At 67.7% G+C, this 18810-nt stretch carries 13 protein-coding genes; 2 read left to right on the forward strand and 11 right to left on the reverse strand.

Translation table 11 applies throughout. The annotated features are described in order from the left end of the window. Positions 1–3: 3 nt before the first annotated feature. Positions 4–1986 (forward strand): CocE/NonD family hydrolase, encoded by a 1983-nt coding sequence (locus HYU53_13555; GenBank protein MBI2222218.1) that lies wholly within the window; start codon positions 4–6, stop codon positions 1984–1986. Between the two features lie 28 nt (positions 1987–2014). On the opposite strand, the gene HYU53_13560 is transcribed toward HYU53_13555, so the two are convergent. The 7 genes from HYU53_13560 to HYU53_13590 are packed head-to-tail and all read right to left on the reverse strand — an operon-like array spanning position 2015 to position 9182. Then, positions 2015–3475, reverse strand: coding sequence for an aldehyde dehydrogenase family protein (locus tag HYU53_13560; GenBank protein ID MBI2222219.1), 1461 nt, complete (start codon positions 3473–3475; stop codon positions 2015–2017). A 9-nt stretch (positions 3476–3484) separates the two neighbouring features. Continuing rightward, positions 3485–4609: a M20 family metallopeptidase gene (locus tag HYU53_13565; protein ID MBI2222220.1), complete on the reverse strand. Its 1125-nt coding sequence runs from the start codon at positions 4607–4609 to the stop codon at positions 3485–3487. A gap of 21 nt (positions 4610–4630) precedes the next feature. Beyond that, on the reverse strand, positions 4631–6406 hold the full coding sequence (locus HYU53_13570; protein MBI2222221.1) for a hypothetical protein: 1776 nt from the start codon (positions 6404–6406) through the stop codon (positions 4631–4633). Between the two features lie 25 nt (positions 6407–6431). Continuing rightward, positions 6432–6596, reverse strand: coding sequence for a hypothetical protein (locus tag HYU53_13575; protein MBI2222222.1), 165 nt, complete (start codon positions 6594–6596; stop codon positions 6432–6434). Continuing rightward, a complete protein-coding gene (locus tag HYU53_13580) occupies positions 6593–7033 on the reverse strand; it encodes a hypothetical protein (protein MBI2222223.1) in 441 nt (146 codons plus the stop codon). The genes HYU53_13575 and HYU53_13580 overlap by 4 nt, the downstream gene beginning before the upstream one ends. A gap of 45 nt (positions 7034–7078) precedes the next feature. Then, complete coding sequence (locus HYU53_13585) at positions 7079–8404, reverse strand: hypothetical protein (protein MBI2222224.1); 1326 nt, start codon at positions 8402–8404, stop codon at positions 7079–7081. After that, positions 8397–9182 carry an IclR family transcriptional regulator gene (locus HYU53_13590; protein ID MBI2222225.1) on the reverse strand — a complete coding sequence of 262 codons (786 nt, stop codon included), beginning with the start codon at positions 9180–9182 and terminating at the stop codon, positions 8397–8399. Before HYU53_13590 ends, HYU53_13585 begins: the two co-directional genes overlap by 8 nt. Before the next feature lie 199 nt (positions 9183–9381). Between HYU53_13590 and HYU53_13595 the strand changes: the two genes are divergently transcribed. Further along, positions 9382–12351 carry a heparinase II/III family protein gene (locus HYU53_13595; GenBank protein MBI2222226.1) on the forward strand — a complete coding sequence of 990 codons (2970 nt, stop codon included), beginning with the start codon at positions 9382–9384 and terminating at the stop codon, positions 12349–12351. On the opposite strand, the gene HYU53_13600 is transcribed toward HYU53_13595, so the two are convergent. The 4 genes from HYU53_13600 to HYU53_13615 all read right to left on the reverse strand — a co-directional run bounded on the left by HYU53_13600 (position 12312) and on the right by HYU53_13615 (position 18805). Further along, the gene (locus HYU53_13600) at positions 12312–13646 is read right to left on the reverse strand and encodes an amino acid permease (protein MBI2222227.1); all 1335 of its coding nucleotides are present in this window, start codon (positions 13644–13646) and stop codon (positions 12312–12314) included. The genes HYU53_13595 and HYU53_13600 overlap by 40 nt on opposite strands. Before the next feature lie 91 nt (positions 13647–13737). Beyond that, on the reverse strand, positions 13738–14922 hold the full coding sequence (locus HYU53_13605) for a sulfatase-like hydrolase/transferase (protein ID MBI2222228.1): 1185 nt from the start codon (positions 14920–14922) through the stop codon (positions 13738–13740). Between the two features lie 5 nt (positions 14923–14927). Continuing rightward, positions 14928–16085, reverse strand: coding sequence for a DSD1 family PLP-dependent enzyme (locus HYU53_13610; protein MBI2222229.1), 1158 nt, complete (start codon positions 16083–16085; stop codon positions 14928–14930). Next, on the reverse strand, positions 16082–18805 hold the full coding sequence (locus HYU53_13615; GenBank protein MBI2222230.1) for a heparinase II/III family protein: 2724 nt from the start codon (positions 18803–18805) through the stop codon (positions 16082–16084). The genes HYU53_13610 and HYU53_13615 overlap by 4 nt, the downstream gene beginning before the upstream one ends. Between the last annotated feature and the right edge of the window lie 5 nt (positions 18806–18810).

Here is an 18810-nt window from a genome sequence, read left to right on the forward strand (position 1 = left end):
GCTATGAGGAATTCCTTTCGCCGTGCAATCGTCGTCGCCGTCGCGCTGTTCTCTGGTGCTGCCGCGATCGTGCAGGCGCAGCAGGGAACGCTGACGGGCGAAGAGAAAGAGCGCCGTTGGCAGACCGAGAAGGAGCTTCAGTCGATCGCCATCATCGACCGCAAAGTGATGATGCCGATGCGCGACGGCATCCGCCTGGCGACCGACATCTATCGACCCAGGAACGCGGACGGGAAAGTCCCGGCAATCTGGGTGCGCACCCCCTACAACTTCAACTTCTGGGATGTGCGCAACAGCGTGCCGGCCGACATGACGGAGGCCCTGACCGCTGTCAAGCGCGGCTACGCGTTCATCGTCCAGAACGAGCGGGGCCATTTCTTCTCTGAAGGCAACTACGACCTTCTGGGCGCGCCGCGCACGGACGGCCACGATGCGCTCTCCTGGATCGCCTCGCAGCCCTGGTCCAACGGCAAAGTGGGAACGACGGGGTGTTCGTCCACGGCGGAATACCAGATGGCAATCGCCGCGATGGGGCACCCGGCGTTCGCGGCGATGAACGTGCAGGGGTTCGGCGCGGGCGTCGGACGCGTCGGCCCGTACTACGAGCAGGGCAACTGGTATCGCGGCGGCGCGTTCCAGATGCTCTTCGCGGCCTGGATCTCCCGGCAGCAGAACCAGGTGCGTCCGATGTTCCCGTCCGGCACCCCGCAGGAGGATCTGATCCGGGCCTCGAGGTCCTTCGACCTCGCGCAGCAGCTCCCGCCGGTCGATTGGTCGAAGGCCTTCTGGCACCTTCCGCTGCAGGACATGCTGAAGGCGGTCGATGCGCCGCGCGGCATCTTTGCCGATGCGATGCCGGTCGAGACCGGCGGGCGCATGATTCAGCGCGCCCCGAACGATCCCGCCTGGTACAAGGGAGGGCTGTATCACGACGATATGCCGCTCGACGTACCAGGCCTGTGGTTCATGTCCTGGTACGACGTCTCGGTTGGCCCCAACCTGGCGCTCTACAACCACGCTCGCAAGGTCGCCTCGCGCGGGGTTGCGGACCAGCAGTGGGCGATCATCGCGCCGGTCGCGCACTGCTCCTATACGCGCGCCACGGCAGACACCATCGTCGGGGAACGCAGCATGGGCGATGCGCGGCTGGACTACGACGAGATTGTGTACAGCTTCTTCGACCGGTTCCTGAAAGGTGAAACGAGCGCCCGGCTCGACGCCCTCCCGAAGGTCACGTACTACACCATGGGGATCAACAAGTGGCAGACATCGGACACGTGGCCCCCTGCCGGCGCACGGCCGATGACCTGGTACCTGTCGAGCGCGGGCAGGGCCAACTCGCTCGCCGGCGACGGCGTCCTTGCAACGTCGCCACCCGACACAGATATACCCGACGCGTTTACGTACGATCCGATGAACCCCGTACCCTCGTACGGCGGGAACGTGTGCTGCACCGGCAACGCGATCCAGGGCGGCTCGTTCGACCAGCGCAAGATGGAAGCCCGCGCCGACGTCCTCGTCTACACGACGGAGCCGCTGAAGAAGGGGATTGAGGTCTCCGGCCCCATCGAGGTGGCGCTCCATGTATCGTCGGACGCCAGGGATACCGATTTCACCGTCAAGGTGCTCGACGTCTACCCGGACGGGCGCGCCTACAACCTCGACGAATCGATCCAGCGCATGCGCTATCGAAACGGGTACGACAAGCCGCTCACCTGGATGGAGCCCGGGAACGTGTACAAGGTCGCGTTTCAGCCGCTCACGACCAGCAATTACTTCGACGCCGGTCACCGTCTCCGAATCGAGGTTTCCAGCAGCAACTTCCCGCGCTTCGACCGCAACCTCAATACGGGCGGCAACAACTATGACGAGGCGACGGGCGTGGTGGCGCACAATGCCGTCCACCACTCGAAGCAGTATCCCTCACAGGTGACGGTGATGGTCGTCGAGCGCGCGACGGCATCCTCGGCACGGGACCGGCGATAGCCGCCTGGTCCCGCGCCAGCCGCAATCGTCAGGCGTATTTGACGCAGACGTTCTTGACCTGCGTGTAGCTGGCCAGCGCCTCGAGGCCTTTCTCACGGCCGTAGCCGCTCTTCCTGTACCCGCCGAATGGCAGCTCGACACCGCCCCCTGCGCCGTACGTGTTGACGTAGACCTGACCCCTCCTGATCCGGCCGGCGAGCGAGAGTGCCTTGTTGATGTCACGGGTCCAGATACCCGCGACGAGGCCGTATTGACTTCGGTTGGCGATCGCCGCCGCCTCCTCGATGTCGTCGAAGGAGATGATCGCCAGCACGGGCCCAAAGATCTCCTCCTGTGCGACGCGCATGTCGGACTGGACGCGGTCGAGCAGCGTCGGCTCGTAGAAGTTGCCGCCGTGGAGGCGGGCATCGTCCGGCCGGCGGCCGCCGGCCACGACCGAGGCGCCTTCCTGCCGGCCGATCGTGACGTAGCTCTCGATCGTCTCGAGCTGGCGGCGGGAAATGATCGGGCCCATGTCCGGATCCTCGATGCCCGGCCCGAGTGTCATGGCCCCGGCGCGCGTGACCAGCCGGTCCACCACTTCGTCGTGAGCTTTTCGTTCAACCAGGAGGCGCGACCCCGCCGAACAGGTCTGCCCGGCGTTCTGGAAGATCGCGTTCGCCACGCCTGGAAGCGCGAGATCCATGTCGGCATCGGCGAATACGATGTTGGGTGACTTGCCGCCCAGCTCCATCACGACCGGAACGACGTTCCCGGCCGCCAGCTTCGCCACCTGCACGCCGACATCGACCGATCCGGTGAACGTGAGCTGGTTGATGTCGGGGTGCGACGCGAGCGCGGCGCCGGCCTCCGATCCCGTGCCCGGGACGACGTTCAGCACGCCGGCTGGCAGGCCGCACTCGAGTCCGATCTCGCCCAACTTCAGTGCCGTCATCGGCGCTTCGCTCGAGGGCTTGAGCACAACCGTGCATCCGGCGGCGACCGCGGGGGCGATGCCGCGGCTTCCGATTTGGATCGGATAGTTCCACGGCACGATGTGCGCGGATACGCCAATCGGCTCCCGGACCGTGAAGTCGAGGATGCCCGGGCCGACGGGAATCGTGTTTCCCATGATCTTGTCGGCGATGCCGGCGTAGAACTCGAAGTAGCGCGCCGCCACCTGGACGTCGGTGCGCGCCTGCCGCAGCGGCTTGCCGTTGTCCCGGCTCTCGAGCGCGGCCAGCTCCTCGGCGCGGTCGCGGATGCGATGCGCCATTCGCATCAGGATGCGGCCGCGCTCGGCCGGCGCCAGTCCGCCCCAGGCGCCGGATTCGAGCGCGCGGCGCGCCGCCTGGACCGCGGCATCCACGTCGGCCGTCGTCGCTTTCGCCAGCACGGCGAGCAGTTCGCCGCTTGACGGGTCGTGCACGTCAAGCGTGCCGCGGTCGGCGGCTTCCGCCCGCTGCCCATCGATGATCAAGCCCTGGACTGTTCGTTCTGAAGTCGCCATGACGGTCTCTCATGAGCTGATGAGTTCGGTGATTGCGAGGCTGGCTGCCTCGATGTCTGCAACGGGCACGCACTCGCGGGCGCCGTGCGCAACCTCAACAGAGCCGGGTCCAAAAACGAGCGTGGCCATGCCGGCAGTCGAGAGGATCGATGCGTCGGTCGCGTAGTGCGCGGTCGCGAACGTTGGCTCAAAGCCGGCGCCGCGGCATGCCGCCAGGAGCTGCCGACAGGGCGTTGCCGTCGGGTCCGTGTACACCGCGGGGACATCGAGGTAGGCGTCCTCTATCGTGACGTCGGTGCGCGAAGCGAGAAGTTCCGCGAGGCCCTGCCTGACATCGCTGAAGCTCTCGCCCGGGAGGAGCCGGCGATCGACTTCGATCCGGCACCAGGAGGGCACCGTATTGACCGTGTCCCCGCCAAGAATCCTGCCGACATTCAGCGTCGCGGGCCCGAGGTGGGGATGCGGGCGCAGGGCCAATGCATCGGCACACGCCGCGAGCGATGACAGGACCTCACTCATCCGATGGATCGCGTTCGACCCGAGCCATGGTACGGCCGCGTGCGCCGCTGCGCCCCTGGTGGTGACAAAGAAACGGCAGACACCTTTGTGGGCGTACACGATGTCGAGGCCGGTTGGCTCGCCGGCAACAGCGAAGTCGGCGGCCACGCCTCGCCGGAGCAGTTCGCGCGCGCCTCCGAAGGTGTACTCCTCGTCGTGAACCGCCGCCAGGATGACGTTGAGGCTCGGCCTTCTGGAGCCGGTGCAAACCTGGTGAAGCGCGTACAGATAGGCCGCGAGAGAAGCCTTCGTGTCGCAAGAACCGCGTCCATAGAGCCGCCCATCGAGAATCACAGGATCGAACGGATCGATCGACATGTTCTCGTGGGACACGGTGTCCATGTGGGCCTCCAGCAACACCGTTGCGGGCGACCCGCACTGCAACTCCGCGGTCAGATTCGGGTGCGTCTCGTCTTCACCCCAAATCTCGCTGTCCATGCCCAGCGTGCGGAGAAAGGCCTGGACGTACTCGGCGACCGCGCGTTCCGAGTACAACGGGCCTGACGCGCCGGTGCCCATCGGATTTACCGAGGGAATCGCCACCAGGTCGCGGGTTAGCCGGGTTGCCAGGTGCATGAGAATCCGGCGGCGGCGCCCCTACGGGCGGGCGCTCTCGACGGGATCGCCGACAGCGACGTCAGGCCTCGCGGCCGGAAGCGTGAGCCGGCGGGACAGCCACACCATCCCCAGCCCGAGCAGACACAGGACGGCGCCTACGCCCACGTTGATGACCCTCCCCCAGCCAGCCGCCTGCACCGCGGCGGCAGCGAAGAGCAGGAGGCCGGTTCCGGCGCTCGCCCAGCCAACCACCGCCAGCGGCGAGAAGACGGTCGCGCCGTTCGCAGCGGGAGCCACGCCTGGCTCGATCGGGAGCGCCAGCCTCGCGAAAAACGCGTCGACGCGTGCCTGTTCTTCAGCGGATCGACGGTCGAAGATGGAGGTCACGATCATCGTCGTGGTGGTCAGCGCGAAATTGACCAGGATCGTCAGGGCCTCGAAGTCGTAGTGGAGCCAGGTTGGGTCCGCGTCGGGACGGGCGGCGATCACGAGCGTCTTGTAGAGGTACATCGCCAGGCCGGACGCGAAGCCCGCCGCGATGCCGGCGGCGGCGCCGCGCGCGGTGATTCGAGGTGTCAGGAGCCCGCCCAGAAGAGGGATGATCATCGGACCGACGAAGAGAGCGAACAGCGCGACCATCACCTCGAAGAGTCCCTGCCGGGCGGCCGCGACGAGGCCGACGCCGATCACGATCGTGACCGCGCCTATCGCCAGCGTGGCCAGCCGGCCGACGATCATCAGGCGGCGCTCGCTGGCATGACGGTCGATGAGGCGGTGGTAGATGTCCTCGGTCACCACGCTCGCCATCACGTTGTAATCGCTGCTGAGCGTCGACATCGTCGCGGCGAACATCGCGGCGATCATCAGGCCGACGAGACCCGCCGGGAGAAACCGGATCGCCAGCATGGCGTAGGCGTACTGCGGCGAGTTGGGCGGGTCCATCAGCTCGGGCAGCAGACTCCGCGCGGCAACGGCGGGCAGGATGAAGAGCGGCGGCCCCACCGTCATGAGCGCCACGGCCAGGAAGCCCGCCTTACGCGCGGCGCGTTCATCGGGCACACTGTAGAAGCGCTGCGCGAGGGCCCAGTTGCCGTTGTAGCCCAGCAGGACGAGCAGGTAAAAGGCGGCGACATACAGCGGGGAAAACGGGGCGTTGATCGGCGAAAGGAAGCCGGGCTGCCCCGCGGCCGCCAGCGTGCCCAGGTCCACACGCGCGATCGCGAGGGGAAAGAGCACGACGACCGCGAGCGTGAGGACGAGAAACTGGACGTAGTCGGTCACCAGGACGGCCCAGAGGCCCCCGAGGAACGTGTATCCCAGCATGATGACTCCGCTCGCCACGATGCTCGTCTCGAGGTCGTAGCCGAGCCCAACGGAGACGAACACGCCGGTGGCGTATATCTTCAGTCCGTCGTCGACGACCTTGAGCGGAAGGCCCGACCAGGCGAGCGCCTGCCGGATGTGGGTGCTGTACCGCATCTCGAGGAACTGAACGTGGCTGATGATGCGCGCGCGCCTCCACCGGGGCGCCAGCGCCAGGGTGCCGACGAGCACCGCGACCGGAGCCGAGAAGGCGAGCGTCACCGCGATCAGGCCGTAGCGGTACGCCATCTCGGAGTACGCCACGAACATGAACGCGCTGTAGCTGGTCATGTAAAAGGAAATCCCGGCCAGCCACCACGGCACGCGGTTGTTGCCGACGAACAAGTCCCGGACGTGGCGTACCCGCTTCCAGAAGTACAAACCAACGATGGTCAGCAGCGCGAAGTAGCCGACGATGACCGTGTGGTCTGCCAGCTCGAGTTGTCCGGGCATGAAATGACCTCGTTCTCAGCGGGGCTTACTCTAGAATTCCTTCGATCGGTTTGCCTTCCGCATTCGCAAGACCCACATTCAAATAGCGCGCAATCGTCGGGGCAATCCGCACCATTTCGATTTCGGACAGCGCCTCGCCGGATCTGATGCCATAGCCCGAGGCTATGAAGGTGGCCTTAAGCGAGCTCATTCTCGGGTCATGGCCGTGCACCCCGCTGCCGAAAGCATGACTGCGGCCCGCGTGTCGCCTCCTCGTTGCCCGATCTCCGCCTCATCGAACACGAGCGCAATTCCATTGGCTGGGTCCGCTGCGAGTCGGGCGAACAACAGCTTGACCTTCGCCGCAGAGCCCTCATCGCCCTTCGAGCGCAGGACAATCGAAGCGGCTCCCCCAAACGCCTGCGCGCAGGCGTTCCAACGCACAATCTTGCCTTTTGCGTCTGCTTCAATGGCAAGGTGGGGAATCTCCAGGCCGTACTCGTCACGGTTGAGGATGTAATCCATCGGCAATCCATCGATGGAGATCACCACCACGTGCTTTGCAGGGGCTTGGGCGAACACGAGCGCTGACACCAGCAGCGCAAGTGCGGCGGTCAGCCAGAGAAAGGGCCGGCGTGGCTGCTTCATTCCATTCAGGGTCCGTTGCGGTCGGCGGTCTGAGGTCACGTTTCGTTACCGGCAGCCGAACAGACGCCTCTCGAGATCGAGCGCGGCCTCCACCAGCACGTCTCCCGCGCCCTCTCCGCACTTGGACGCCACCACTTCGTAGCCCCCGGCCGCGTGGGCCTCGCGCGTGGGCAGATATCCGATATAGCCGTTGGCAATGCCGGCCACCAACGTCGGGCGACCGGCCCGGCGCTTGATCGTCAGGCCCAGCTCGACGAACGCTTCGGCGGGGACTGCGACAATCATCGCGTCGCCGATGCGCAGCGCCTGCAGGGTGATCGGCAGCCGCTTCCCGCCGAGCGCCTCGGCTTCGCGTGCGTAGAAGTCGTGAATCGCGGCGTACATCCGCGCCGTGCGTGCGCCGGAGGTGTCCTCGAGCGCCACGCCCGCCGTTTCGAGCGCGGCGAGCCTCGCCTCGGCCGCGCGCCACGCGGCCGCCGTGGCATCGCTGGAGGGGTACCGTTTCAGCGGCAGGTCCACGCGCGCGGTCGCAAAACCGAGCTCGAGGTCGCCGCGGGCCGGGATGCCGGCGAGCGCGCCGAGGCTCGCCTCGGCGAGCCGCTCCCCCAGTTCCCGCGCACGTTCAAACGTGCGGCCCCCCTCGATGATGCCGATGGCGCTCTTCTCGGACGAGTGGCCGGGCCCCACGTTGCCCTGCGCGCCGTTGACGAACATGGCGAACCCATCTGGAGCGAGCGCGCGCTCCAGCCGCTCGATCGTGAAGGCGGGAAAATCGGCGGTCGCCAGCAGGTTGTCCGGTCCCAGCACGGTTGGGTGGCAGGCGTAGTTCACCAGGACCGCCCGCGCCCGGCCGCTCGCGCCGGCCACCGTGATGAGACCGATCTCTTCGTCGACCGGCGTGCCATCGGAGGTACGGCGGTTGACGCCGAATCCGCTGATGCGGCCCGACCCGACGCCGGCCGCTGCCGGACCGCGGTTCTCCCAGGCAAGGGCTACGCAGTCTTCGACCGCCTGGGCCAGCGACTGCATGTAGGCCGGATCGGGACGCTCGGACGCGTCGACAAACGTCGTGAACGTGAGGGGGGCCGCGTGGGTGTGGGTCGCGGCGATGAGGATCGCGTCGCCCGCCAGACCGATCCGCCGCTCGATGGCGGCGCGCACCCGATCGACAAATGCCGCCTGCAGTGCCAGCAGGTCCGCGGCGGCCAGAGCCAGCGCCACACCGTCGCGCTCGAGCACGAGCGCGCGGACGTAGAGTTCATCGTGAGCGCCACGCGACACCCCCTGGCGCGCCCCGAACCCGGCGAGCGGCGTGCCGGGACGCGGCGAGATGCAGATCCGGGCGCAGCCGGCGGTCAACCCCTCACTCATTCGCGGCGCGCGCCGCATCGGGCTTGTAGCCGAGCACGGCGGAAATGCGACGGCAGGACTCCATGACCGCCGCGGCAAACTCACGATCGCGGTCCGGGCGAATCCGCGTGGCCGGACCGGAGATGCTGACGGCCGCGACGACGCGGCCGGCCGCGTTGAGGATGGGGGCTGCAATGCAGCGAGCGCCGCGGGAATCCTCTTCGTTGTCGACGGCATAGCCGCGCGCTCGCACCCGCTCCAGCTCCGCGTACAGAGCGGTCCGGCTTCGAATGGTGCGCTCGGTTCGTGCAAACAGGGGCCGGCCCTTGAAAATCCTGTCGAGTTCCGTGCGGGAGAGACGGGACAGCAGGCACTTGCCCAGCGACGTCGAGTGCACGGGGCTCCGCATGCCCGCGTGCGCGGCGAGGCGCAGGGCATGAGGGCTTTCGATCACCCGGATGTAGGACACCTCACCGTCATCCAGCACGCCGACGTTGACGGTTTCCTGGAATTGCCGCGCCAGCGGCGTGACGAGCGGCATCGCCAGCTCGCCCAGGTCGAGGGCAGCGCCGACGTCGCCGCCCGTCCGCTGCAACCGCCGCGTGAGCGAGTAGCGGCCGTCAGGGGTGCGTTCCACGTACCCCAGCCGCTGAAGGGTGAAGAGAATCCTGAAGACGGAACTCTTGACCAGCTTCGTGCGCGCCACCAGCTCCCGCAGCGGCAGCTCGCGCTGCCCCTGGAACGCCTCGAGGACCTGCATCGCGCGCTCGATCGCTTCGATGTAGTTGTTTGTGGGCATGATCGGTTCACGGGCAGTGTACCCGTTCCAGCGCGGTTCACAAGAGAAATCTCAGTGTTGGGCGCGAAGTCGTTCTATAACGTAGAACGAGGCAGGCGAGGCGGCCGCTCCGCCCCGCCTCCTTGACAACGGACCCCGGCGCGCGCAGAATCGCGGGACGTTCCCACCCGGCAATGACATCGTCGTTCTGATTGGCAGAATGGGGGCGCGCCGGGGTTTCGCGTCGGACGTGGGGCTGGACATGAATCGATTGCCCGGTGCGGGCGGGCTCGCAGTCGCGTGGCTGGCGTCGATGCTGGTGTCCGGTGCCGGGCTGGCCACCGAGCCGTTTGCGTATCGCGAGGACTTCGAATCGGGCGAGCTGAAACGCTGGGCCAGCTATCCGCCCGCGCAGGACGTCGCGTGGGATCCCAGCCTGCTGCCTTCGCCCGTCCCGGCCCTGGGCCGCTTCGCGCTGATGCGCCGCATTCGGCCCGTGCAGCCCGGGCCGGTGAGCTTCGGCGCGATTAAGCGGATTGAGCTCGTCGTGTCCTCCGGGTCCCGCGTCCGGTTCTCGTACTTCATTCGATCGTACGTGCCGCCAGGCGAGCTCCGCATCGTGCTGTGCGGCAGCGACGGCGTGCGGTACGCGCACGCGATCCCGCGCCCCGCGCGGGACGAGTGGCAGCACGCCAGCGTTCCGCTTCAACGGTTCCTCGACGGCGATCGCGCGCCTGCTGACGGCCTGTCGATTCAGGCGATGTACTGGGAAATCGATGTGCCCGAGGCGAATCCCGCAAATCAGTACTCGCTGCACCTCGACGAGATTGAAGTCGAAGGCGCCCGTCGTGCGCCGCCCGACGTTGTCGAGCCACAGAGCACTGAGCGCCCGGTCAGCGGGCCGTGGCCGTCGCAAACCCACCCGCGCCTGTACTTCGGCGAGGCAGACCGGCGCAGCTTGCTCGAGCGCACTCGGCTACCCGGTACGGACGCGTGGTGGAAAGCGATCGAGGCGCACGCGCGCCAACTCCGCGAGACGGCAGGGCTGGAGGCCGGGCGGGACATTGGGGCCCTGGAGAGCAATCCGAGCTTCGCCGGCATGTATCCATATCTCGCGATCCTGAGACATGCGGGCGGGCTGATTCAAACCAACGCGTTCGTGTACTGGCTGACCGGCGACGCGGAGGCCGGCCGGGCGGCGCGCGCGGCGCTCGTCGAGACCACCCGGTGGAAGACGTGGACGCATCCGTGGTTCACGCAGCACGGCCAGCACACGTACTATCCCGTCGGCATCTTCGCGGCGGGCGTGGCGTTCGGCTACGACCTCCTGTACGACAGCCTGACCGCGGAGGAGCGCGCGCAGGTGCGCCGGGCGCTGTTCGAGAAGGCGATCGTGCCGGCGTTCCGCGAGTACTACGCGAACGACCGCATCCCATTCCACACGAGCAACTGGATCGCGCACGCGGCGGGCGGCTCGCTGGTCGCGCTGCTGGCGGCGGCGGAGAGCCGGGACGAGGCCGAGCCGTACTTGTCGGGGCTCCTGCAGAAGTTGCGCAGCCACTGGAGGGCGACCTACCTCGCCGACGGCAGCTACGGTGAGGGCATCGACTATCACGAATTCGACCTGGAGGGATCCGCGCGTGCGCTCGCGGCGCTCAACAATGTCCTCGGCGTCGATCTCTCCCGCGAGTACGACGTGGCCGGCTCACACCTCTACCCCCTCTACGCCCTGCAGTTGCCCTACCGGCAGCTCGATTTCGGTGACACCGCGCCGCGGCCTGGAGTCTTGACCCCGTGGGCCTGGCTCGCGTCACACACAGGCGACGGGAGAGCGCAGTGGTACTACGAACAATATCTGAAGCAGCGTGCCGCCCTTGCCGCCGAGCGACGGCCGGCGTCCGACGTCTTCGACTTCGTCTGGTACGACCCGCGGGTCGCTCCAACGCCGCCCGACGACCTGCCTCTTTCCCGCTACTTCGACAAGAAGGGGGGCGTGGTCTTTCGGACCGGCTGGGACGAGGACGCGCTCATCCTGAACTTCACGGCCGGCCCCTTCTTCAACCACAATCACCTGGACCAGGGCTCGTTTCAGCTCGCGGGGTTCGGCGAGACGCTGCTCGCCGAGGCGGGGCCGACGGAGTTCTACGCGGACGAGCTCTACCAGCCGTACTTCATCCAGAGCGCGGGACACAACGTCGTGCTCGTCGACGGCAACCCGGCGAGCCAGCGCATCGCCGACCATCGCAGTGACGTGGCGGCGCTCGACCAGTACCCGCGCATCGCGACCGTGCTGCTCAGCGACGTGCACGACCAGGTGCGGGCAGACCTGCGCCCTGTGTATCGTCCGGCGTTGACGAGGTTCGATCGAACCATCATGTTCGTGAAACCGGGATATTTCGTGCTGTTCGACCGGCTCGAATCACCCGGCCGCCACCGCTACAGCCAGGTGTTCCACCCGGAGTTCGCGCGCGACCTCGAGGTGGCCGGCCGGCAGGCATGGATCCGGAAGCCGAACGCGAGCCTGTGGATGAACGTGCTCGCGCCGCAGGACGCGCGGCTCGAGAAACGCGCGGGGCACATCCCGATGTCGGACATTGCCCGGATGAACGCGCAGCGGCTCGAGGAGCGCGCGTACCTGGAAGTGAGCGCAACAGGCACCGGCAGGGACGCCTTCCTCGTGCTGCTGTTTCCGCAGCCGGCGGCCGCCCACGACCGGCCCGCCGTCGACACGATCGAGGAGACGGATCTGCTCGGGCTGCGTGTCAGGCTCGGCGCACGCGAGGATCGGGTGGGCTTCGCGCTGCGCGACGGCGCGCGCCTTCGCGTCGCGGACATCGACACCGACGCCCGAAGCTTTCGCGTCACCCGTGTCGAGGGCAGAACCACGACCGTGAGCGTCGAGGAGGGGACGTGGCTCGAGGCGGGCAGGCAGATGTGGCTGCGATCGGACCGCGCGGTGTCCGGCGCCGGCAGCGTCGAGAGCGGCCGGGCGCGCTGGACGGTGATGGTCGGCCCGGAGGGAGCCACGGTCGATTGCTACTCCGGCGAACGGCCGAACGCGGTTCGCGTCGACGGCCGCCAGGTCACCGCGCGCGAGCTGACCTACGACGGGCCGCGCCGTTCCGTGCGGTTGGTATTGCCGCCCGGCACTCACGCGATCGATTTCGAACGCCGCCGCCAGAGGAAATAGGCCGGCACGCCGAGCAGCACGATTCCAGCGCCCCACGCGGACTCGCGCGGACGGCTCACCAGCGTGTTGAGCACGAACGCGCCGGCCGCGATCACGAACAGCGCCGGCAGCACCGGATACCCCCACACGAGGTACGGCCGCCGCCACTCCGGGTGCCTGCGGCGCAGCACGATCACGGCGGCAACGGTCATCGCATAGAAGATCCACGCGGCGAAGATCACGTAGGTGAAGAGCTGATCGTATCGCCCGCTCGCGGCCAGCACGGACGCCCATACACCCTGCGCGACGATGGCGGGCACCGGCGTGCCGAAGCGGCGGTCAACGCGCTGGAGACCCGGAAAGAACAGCCCGTCCCGCGCCATGGCGTAGTAGGCGCGCGGCCCGGCCAGGGTCATGCCGTTCACGGCGCCCGTGACCGACAGAAGAATCAGCAGCGAGATGAGAGTGCCTCCCGCGGGTCCCACCGCGACCCGCATCGCGTCGGCGGCGACATGCGTCGACCGCGAAAGAGCGTCGAACGGAAGCACGTACAAATACGCCAGCGTGGCCGCCAGGTAGAGCGCCATCACCACGGCCACCCCGCAGACGAGCGCCAGCGGAACGTTGCGCTCCGGGTTCACCGTCTCGCCGGCCACGAACGCGAAGTTGTGCCACCCCTCGTAAGCCCACAGCGCCCCCACCATCGCCGCGCCCACACCGGCGGCCCATCCGCCGGGTGGAGTTCCGTCCCCCCACAACGGTACGAAGTGCGTAACAGATCCCTCCGTCGCGGCAAAGCAGACGAACACGATGGCCGCAACACCCACGACCTTCACCGCCGTGAGCACGTTCTGCACGCGCGCCCCCAGCCGCACGCCGAGACAGTTCACCACCACGAGAACGACGATCAGTCCAACCGAGGCGAGTCTCGCCTCGACCACGGTCAGCGGGACAAAGTAACCGAGGTAGATCGCGAACGCGGCCCCCAGCGCCGCCATGCCGCCCGCATGGATGACCAGGAACAGCGTCCAGCCGTAGAGGAACGCGGGCATGCGGCCGTACGCCTCGCGGAGATACACGTACTGACCGCCCGCCGCCGGCAGACTCGCCCCCAGCTCGGCGTAGGCGAGCGCGCCGCAGAGGCTGAGCGCGCCTGCGACGATCCACACCAGGAGGACGAGCCCCGTTGACCCGACCTGCGAGGCGGTCAGCGCCGGCACGATGAAGATCCCCGATCCGATGACGCAGCCGATGACGATGCTGGCGCTGTCGAAGGCGTCGAGCTGGCGTTTGAGTTCGAGGGTGGCCGGCTGCATCGGGCTCGCTCCTTGAAACGTGGGAAAACTGGCCGCCGGTCGTTTCGCCCTCGGCTCGGCTCGATGGCCGCCGCGAATCAACCCCGGCCGGTCAGGGACGCGGCTCGGCGCTCCCGGCGAGCTTCGCCAGCTCGCCTGCCACGCGGCGGTTGTGCTCCACCAGCTCCGCGACGCTCGCGAACCGGCGCCACTCCAGGATTCGCTCGATCCCGTAAAAGTCCCGCTCCAGCACCGCAAAGCGGTCACCTTTGCCGGCCAGGCGCGCCGCGTCCGTCCGGAATCGCTTGATCAGCGCGTCCCCCTCGCGGAGCACGCCGTTCAGATCTTTCAGGTCCTGACGCCGGGGTGGCACGTCACGCGGGGGATCGATCAGCGCCTCGGCCAGGATCCGGCCATCGGCGTTCGCGGGTGGCGGCACCTTCATCAAATGACAGAGGGTCGGGACGATGTCCGTCTGTTCGGAGTACTCGAGTCGCTGGCCCGTCTTCACGCCAGGGCCGGCGATGACGAGCGGCATCGTCCATCCATCCTCGTCATCGTACGGATGCCAGCCCGCGTCCGACTGCCCGTGGTCGGCTGTGACGAACAGCACGGTGCTGTCGCTCAATCCGAGCGACTGGAGTTCCGCCATGAACGCCCCAAGGTGCTCGTCCGCTCTCGCCGCTGCACGGCGATACGGCGAGCCTTCGGCCCAGATGTCGCGAAACCACGGGACGGATCGGTTCGTCTCGTCGTAGCTGCGCGCGCCCGCGTTGCCGGTGTCCTGCAGGTGCACGCGCATGAAGGCCGGGCGCGCGCGTCGCAGGAACTCGATCGCCCAGTGCATCGTCTCGTCGTCGTGCACGGGACTGTCGTCGCTGCCGGCCATGAACGTCAGATTGAAGCCGACGTTGAGCGCCGAGTAATCGACGTCGTTGGCGGCGTGGGCGGTGAGGCGGGCGGGGAAGAACGACTGCTGGACGTACCGCTGATCGCGTCGGAGGAGGACCGTGCCGGCGAGGATGACCGGATTGGGAATCGACGACCGGTGGAGCGTGCTCCAGTCGCCCGTCTTCGGGTGCGCCGGCATCACGTTGTAGGAGCGCGCGCAGTATGTGCCGCGCGCGACGAGCGATTGCAGGTGGGGGAGTGCGATCCGATCCAGCGCCTTGAAGCTCAGGCCGTCGATGATGAAGAGGACCGCGTGGAGAGGCTGCTTCGCGGGGGCGGCGATCGCGACGACCGCGAGCACGGGCGCGAGCCACACGAGCGCGCTTGCCGCGAGACGTATCTTCATCACGGTCACCCGCGTCCCCGGGCCTCGACCGTCCACACTGCCTCGACGCGCTCGCCGCGCGTGCAGAACATCTGCTCGAAGAGGTTCACGTTCGGATCGCAGTGGGTCACCATCAGCTCGAGCCGATCGCCGAGTTCGACCTCGCGGCTCGGGTGCTCCAGAAAGAGCCGCCCGTGCTCGTCTCCGCCGAACCCGTAGCGCACACCCGAGAGCCCCTTCACCTCGGGCACGTACGGCCGATCGGTGGCAAACGCCTTCAGGCCCGCGTCGACCGTCGCCTGCTCCGAATAAGTCCGGCTGACCACCGTCGTCAGCACCCAGAGCGCCGGCTGGAAGTCGTCGAACACCGGACGGTCGCGACCGCCGATGGCCCGGTAGTCCACGTCCATGAAGACGTAGGAGCCGACCTGTTGTTCGGTCACGCCGGCAAGCTCGGAGTCGATGTTGTACGTGCCGGTGCTGCCGCCGCTCAGCATGGGTACTTCGATGCCGCGGCTTTCCAGCAGCTCGCGCGTCCTCACGGCCTTGCCCATCATGTCCAGCGAGACGCCGCGCCGTTTCTCAAATCCCTGCACGTGAGTGCAGCCGGCGAATGCCTGCAGGCCGGAGAACCGAAGGCTCTTCCGCTTGAGGAGTGATTCGGTGAGTTCCGCCGCCCCCTCGCCCGGCAGAGCACCCGTGCGTTTCAGCCCCACGTCGAGATCGACAACGACGTTGAGCACCACACCGGCCACCTCCGCCGCGTCAGCCAGATCGGCCGCTCCCCGGGGATGATCGATGACGACCATCAAGTCGGGCCGGGTCTTCACCAGACGAATCAGCCGTCCGACGGCATTCCTGCCGATCACGGGGCTGCTGATCAGGATCCCCGGAATGCCCGCGCGCACCATCGCTTCCGCTTCCACGATTCTCGCGACACAGATGCCGGACGCCCCTGCCGCGATCTGCCGCTTCGCGACTTCCGGGCACTTGTGTGTCTTGGCGTGGGGGCGAATCCCCTGGCCCGCGGCCGTCAGAAACCCGTGCATCCTGCGCACGTTCGACTCGAACGCGTCCAGATCGAGAAGGAGGCACGGCGTCGGCAGGTCCTCCTTGTAAAGCTCGCGGGTTGGCACGCCGCCTTCGACGCTGCCGAGGATTTCCGCTGTCGAGTAACCGGTCATACGTGTCCTCGTGTTTCAGTGCTGGCCAGAGCCTCCACAGCGCAGGTCACCGGGCCGCGTATCTCCCTGCGCGGGAAGAAGAGAAACCGTGCGGCGGCGCCTGCCGCATCGAGCTCGAATCCGGGCTCGCCGTCAAGCAGCAGCAACGTGCGGCCGTTGTGCCGCCGCAGCCCGGCCACGGTGTGGCCGTACGTGCTGCCGTCGCCGTAGCGCACGATCGCCGTGCGGCCTGCCACGTCCACCTGCGCCGGGAACGACCCCAGCACTTCAAGCGCGTCGACTTCATCGCCGGCCGATTTGCGCAATACGCGCGACACCCGGCCGGAGACGCGGCCGAAGGATCGCAACGTGTCCCGGCCGGTGCTGAGCTCGGTGCCGCCGATCAGACACATCTCGGCCGCGTGTCCTTCACGCTGCCGCACCCACGCGATCCGGCCATCGGTGCGCAGGGCGTGCGACGGCACCCGGGCGGGCGTGCGAGCCTCCGCGATATTTCGAAAGAGGATGAGATCGGTCCAATCGCGACCTTCGACGTGCAGCGCAATGCCTTCGCCTTCGACCGGCAGGGGACGGACCTGACGGATGAGCGCCTCGCCTGAGAACGGCTCCAGGATCGACAGAAACGTACTCGACACTCGCGCCCCCTCGCGCCTGAACAGCAGCCACGGCATCGACACGCGATCCACACGCGCATCGTCCTCGTCGGCGAGGCGGATTGAAGGAGCACGGCCGGTGAAGACCTGCGTGTCGTTCGGCGCCAGCGCATGCACGCCGAGCGACGCGCCGCTCCCATCGCCTGACCGAAAGGTGGCAGCGAGGACCGGAGGTGCCGGCCCCGAGCGCACGTCCCGCAGGAAGCCGTACGCCGGATTGTGTCCTTCTGCGGCCCCGCTCTCCTCTTCGCTCGTGGGTGGCGTCAGGCGGACGCCGGCGGGAAGCAGGGTCTCGCCACGGCGGGTGAGTGGACTGTCCACGGCGAGCGACTGATCGCGGTCGGCGCTCCCGTGCAGGACCCATTCATGCCGGCGCCCCCCGACGACGCGGAACACATCCACGACGTAGGCATGGTCGTCGTCGATTCCCACGAGCACGAGCGCGCGCCGGTATGTCTCGACACGGCCTGGATACGCCCGTTCACCCGACGCTTCGACGAGCTGGAAACGGTCACCGGCCGCGTGAAACGCCAGCAGGTTGCCGTCCGATGGCTGCGCCTCGGATCCCGTGTGCTGTTCCTCGCCGTCGACGGCGACCGTGTTGTGCGCAAGGGTGCTGCGCGTCCAGGAGCGATAGCGCGTGTGGGTGTAGCCGAGATCGGGAAGCAGCTCCTCTCCGTGAGCGAACAGGGCCAGGTTCAGGCTGTCGTTGTGCGCGTGGCCGTAGCCGCCGCCGAAGTGCAGGTGCACCTGCACCTGTGCGTCGCCGCGACCACGACCGAGATAGGCATGCCCCATGGCAGGCCAGAGCGCGGGGGCGGAGGACTCGAGGGGGTCCGCCTTCAGATACGCGCCTCGGAGCCGGCCCCAGGAATCGTGGACGGGGAGATACCGGCCGTCGGGATATCGCAGTTTGCCGGTCGCGCGCGCGGCCCGTGCGAACATCGGGATTTCGCGTTCGGGCTGCAGCCGGTCGTACCGGCGGCCATCGGTGGGGTCGCGATAGCCTGGGGGATCCGAGTACCCGGCGAGCGCTGCAACCGCGCGCTGCGCGCCTCGCATCGTCATGTCGTGGTACCCGAACGTGCCCTCCCTCCACATCCCGTCAAAGAAGAAGGCTGTCGCGAACAGCCCCTGCAGGCGCCGCATTGCTTCATGAACAGCGCGGGGATCGCCAAGCACGCGGCCGAGCACGGCCAGGCCTTCGTAGATCCTCGGGCTCGGATTCGCGTACGGCTCAGGGTAGGCGCGAACGTGCGCGGCCGCGGCCTGGAAGAAGCCATCCTCGATCCGCGCGCGCACGTTCATGCCGCGCTCGCGCCCGAGCCTCTCGATCTCCCCGCTGTCGTAGATCAGGTCGTACGCGCGAATCAGGGGCGTCGGCAGCTCATCGTAGTACCACCGTCCCCACTTGCCGCCTTGCGTGTCGTAGGGCGGCGCGTGCTGAAAACCCTTGTCCCAGACCGAGGGCTCGCGCGTCACGAGAAAACCGGGATAGAACTCTGCGAATCGATCCAGGATGAGGGCCGCCCTGCGGGCGCATGCGGCGTCGCGGGTGAAATGGAAAACCTGCGCGAGGTCGTAGGCGGCCAGCATGAAGTAGTCGCGGGCGATCCGCCATCCGCGCGCCTGGAAGAAGTATTTCCGGCCTGACGAGTCCTCGTAGTACGGATAGGCCTGTAGCCGTCCCAGCGGATCGCGGATCTCCAGCACCCGGTCGTCGGGGTACTGCCGGCTGGGGTACCGGTGTCCGCAGTAGCGGCACACCACGACCGAGGGATCCTCTATCCGCCACTGCAGCTGCGCGCCTTGTGCGCCCTCGTCGCAGTTCGGGCAGTCGACGGCCGTGAACCCGCTGCGAGCGGGGATGGCCGCGAGGAGCTGATCCTCCTTCAGCTCGATCAGGCTTCTCAGGTGCGCCTGCAGGCGGGGGACCTGCGCGCTCGCCGACTCCGGCTGGAAGACCGGGTGCGCGCTCGCGCGCGCCGGTGGGAGCCGGCGCAGCAACGCCGGCCAGGGCGCCGCGACGACCCCGCAGAACAATGCGGCGAACTGCCGGCGATGCATCCAGG

The sequence above is a fragment of the Acidobacteriota bacterium genome (assembly GCA_016184105.1).
GTDB lineage: Bacteria > Acidobacteriota > Vicinamibacteria > Vicinamibacterales > 2-12-FULL-66-21 > JACPDI01.

Bases quoted from the DNA above. Each gene is read 5' to 3' on its own strand.
- HYU53_13570 (MBI2222221.1), bottom strand. From the start codon at position 6,406: ATGCCCGGACAACTCGAGCTGGCAGACCACACGGTCATCGTCGGCTAC.
- HYU53_13610 (MBI2222229.1), bottom strand. From the start codon at position 16,085: ATGACCGGTTACTCGACAGCGGAAATCCTCGGCAGCGTCGAAGGCGGC.
- HYU53_13575 (MBI2222222.1), bottom strand. From the start codon at position 6,596: ATGAGCTCGCTTAAGGCCACCTTCATAGCCTCGGGCTATGGCATCAGA.
- HYU53_13555 (MBI2222218.1), top strand. From the start codon at position 4: ATGAGGAATTCCTTTCGCCGTGCAATCGTCGTCGCCGTCGCGCTGTTC.
- HYU53_13600 (MBI2222227.1), bottom strand. From the start codon at position 13,646: ATGCAGCCGGCCACCCTCGAACTCAAACGCCAGCTCGACGCCTTCGAC.
- HYU53_13590 (MBI2222225.1), bottom strand. From the start codon at position 9,182: ATGCCCACAAACAACTACATCGAAGCGATCGAGCGCGCGATGCAGGTC.
- HYU53_13605 (MBI2222228.1), bottom strand. From the start codon at position 14,922: ATGAAGATACGTCTCGCGGCAAGCGCGCTCGTGTGGCTCGCGCCCGTG.
- HYU53_13565 (MBI2222220.1), bottom strand. From the start codon at position 4,609: ATGCACCTGGCAACCCGGCTAACCCGCGACCTGGTGGCGATTCCCTCG.
- HYU53_13580 (MBI2222223.1), bottom strand. From the start codon at position 7,033: ATGAAGCAGCCACGCCGGCCCTTTCTCTGGCTGACCGCCGCACTTGCG.
- HYU53_13585 (MBI2222224.1), bottom strand. From the start codon at position 8,404: ATGAGTGAGGGGTTGACCGCCGGCTGCGCCCGGATCTGCATCTCGCCG.
- HYU53_13615 (MBI2222230.1), bottom strand. From the start codon at position 18,805: ATGCATCGCCGGCAGTTCGCCGCATTGTTCTGCGGGGTCGTCGCGGCG.
- HYU53_13560 (MBI2222219.1), bottom strand. From the start codon at position 3,475: ATGGCGACTTCAGAACGAACAGTCCAGGGCTTGATCATCGATGGGCAG.
- HYU53_13595 (MBI2222226.1), top strand. From the start codon at position 9,382: ATGGGGGCGCGCCGGGGTTTCGCGTCGGACGTGGGGCTGGACATGAAT.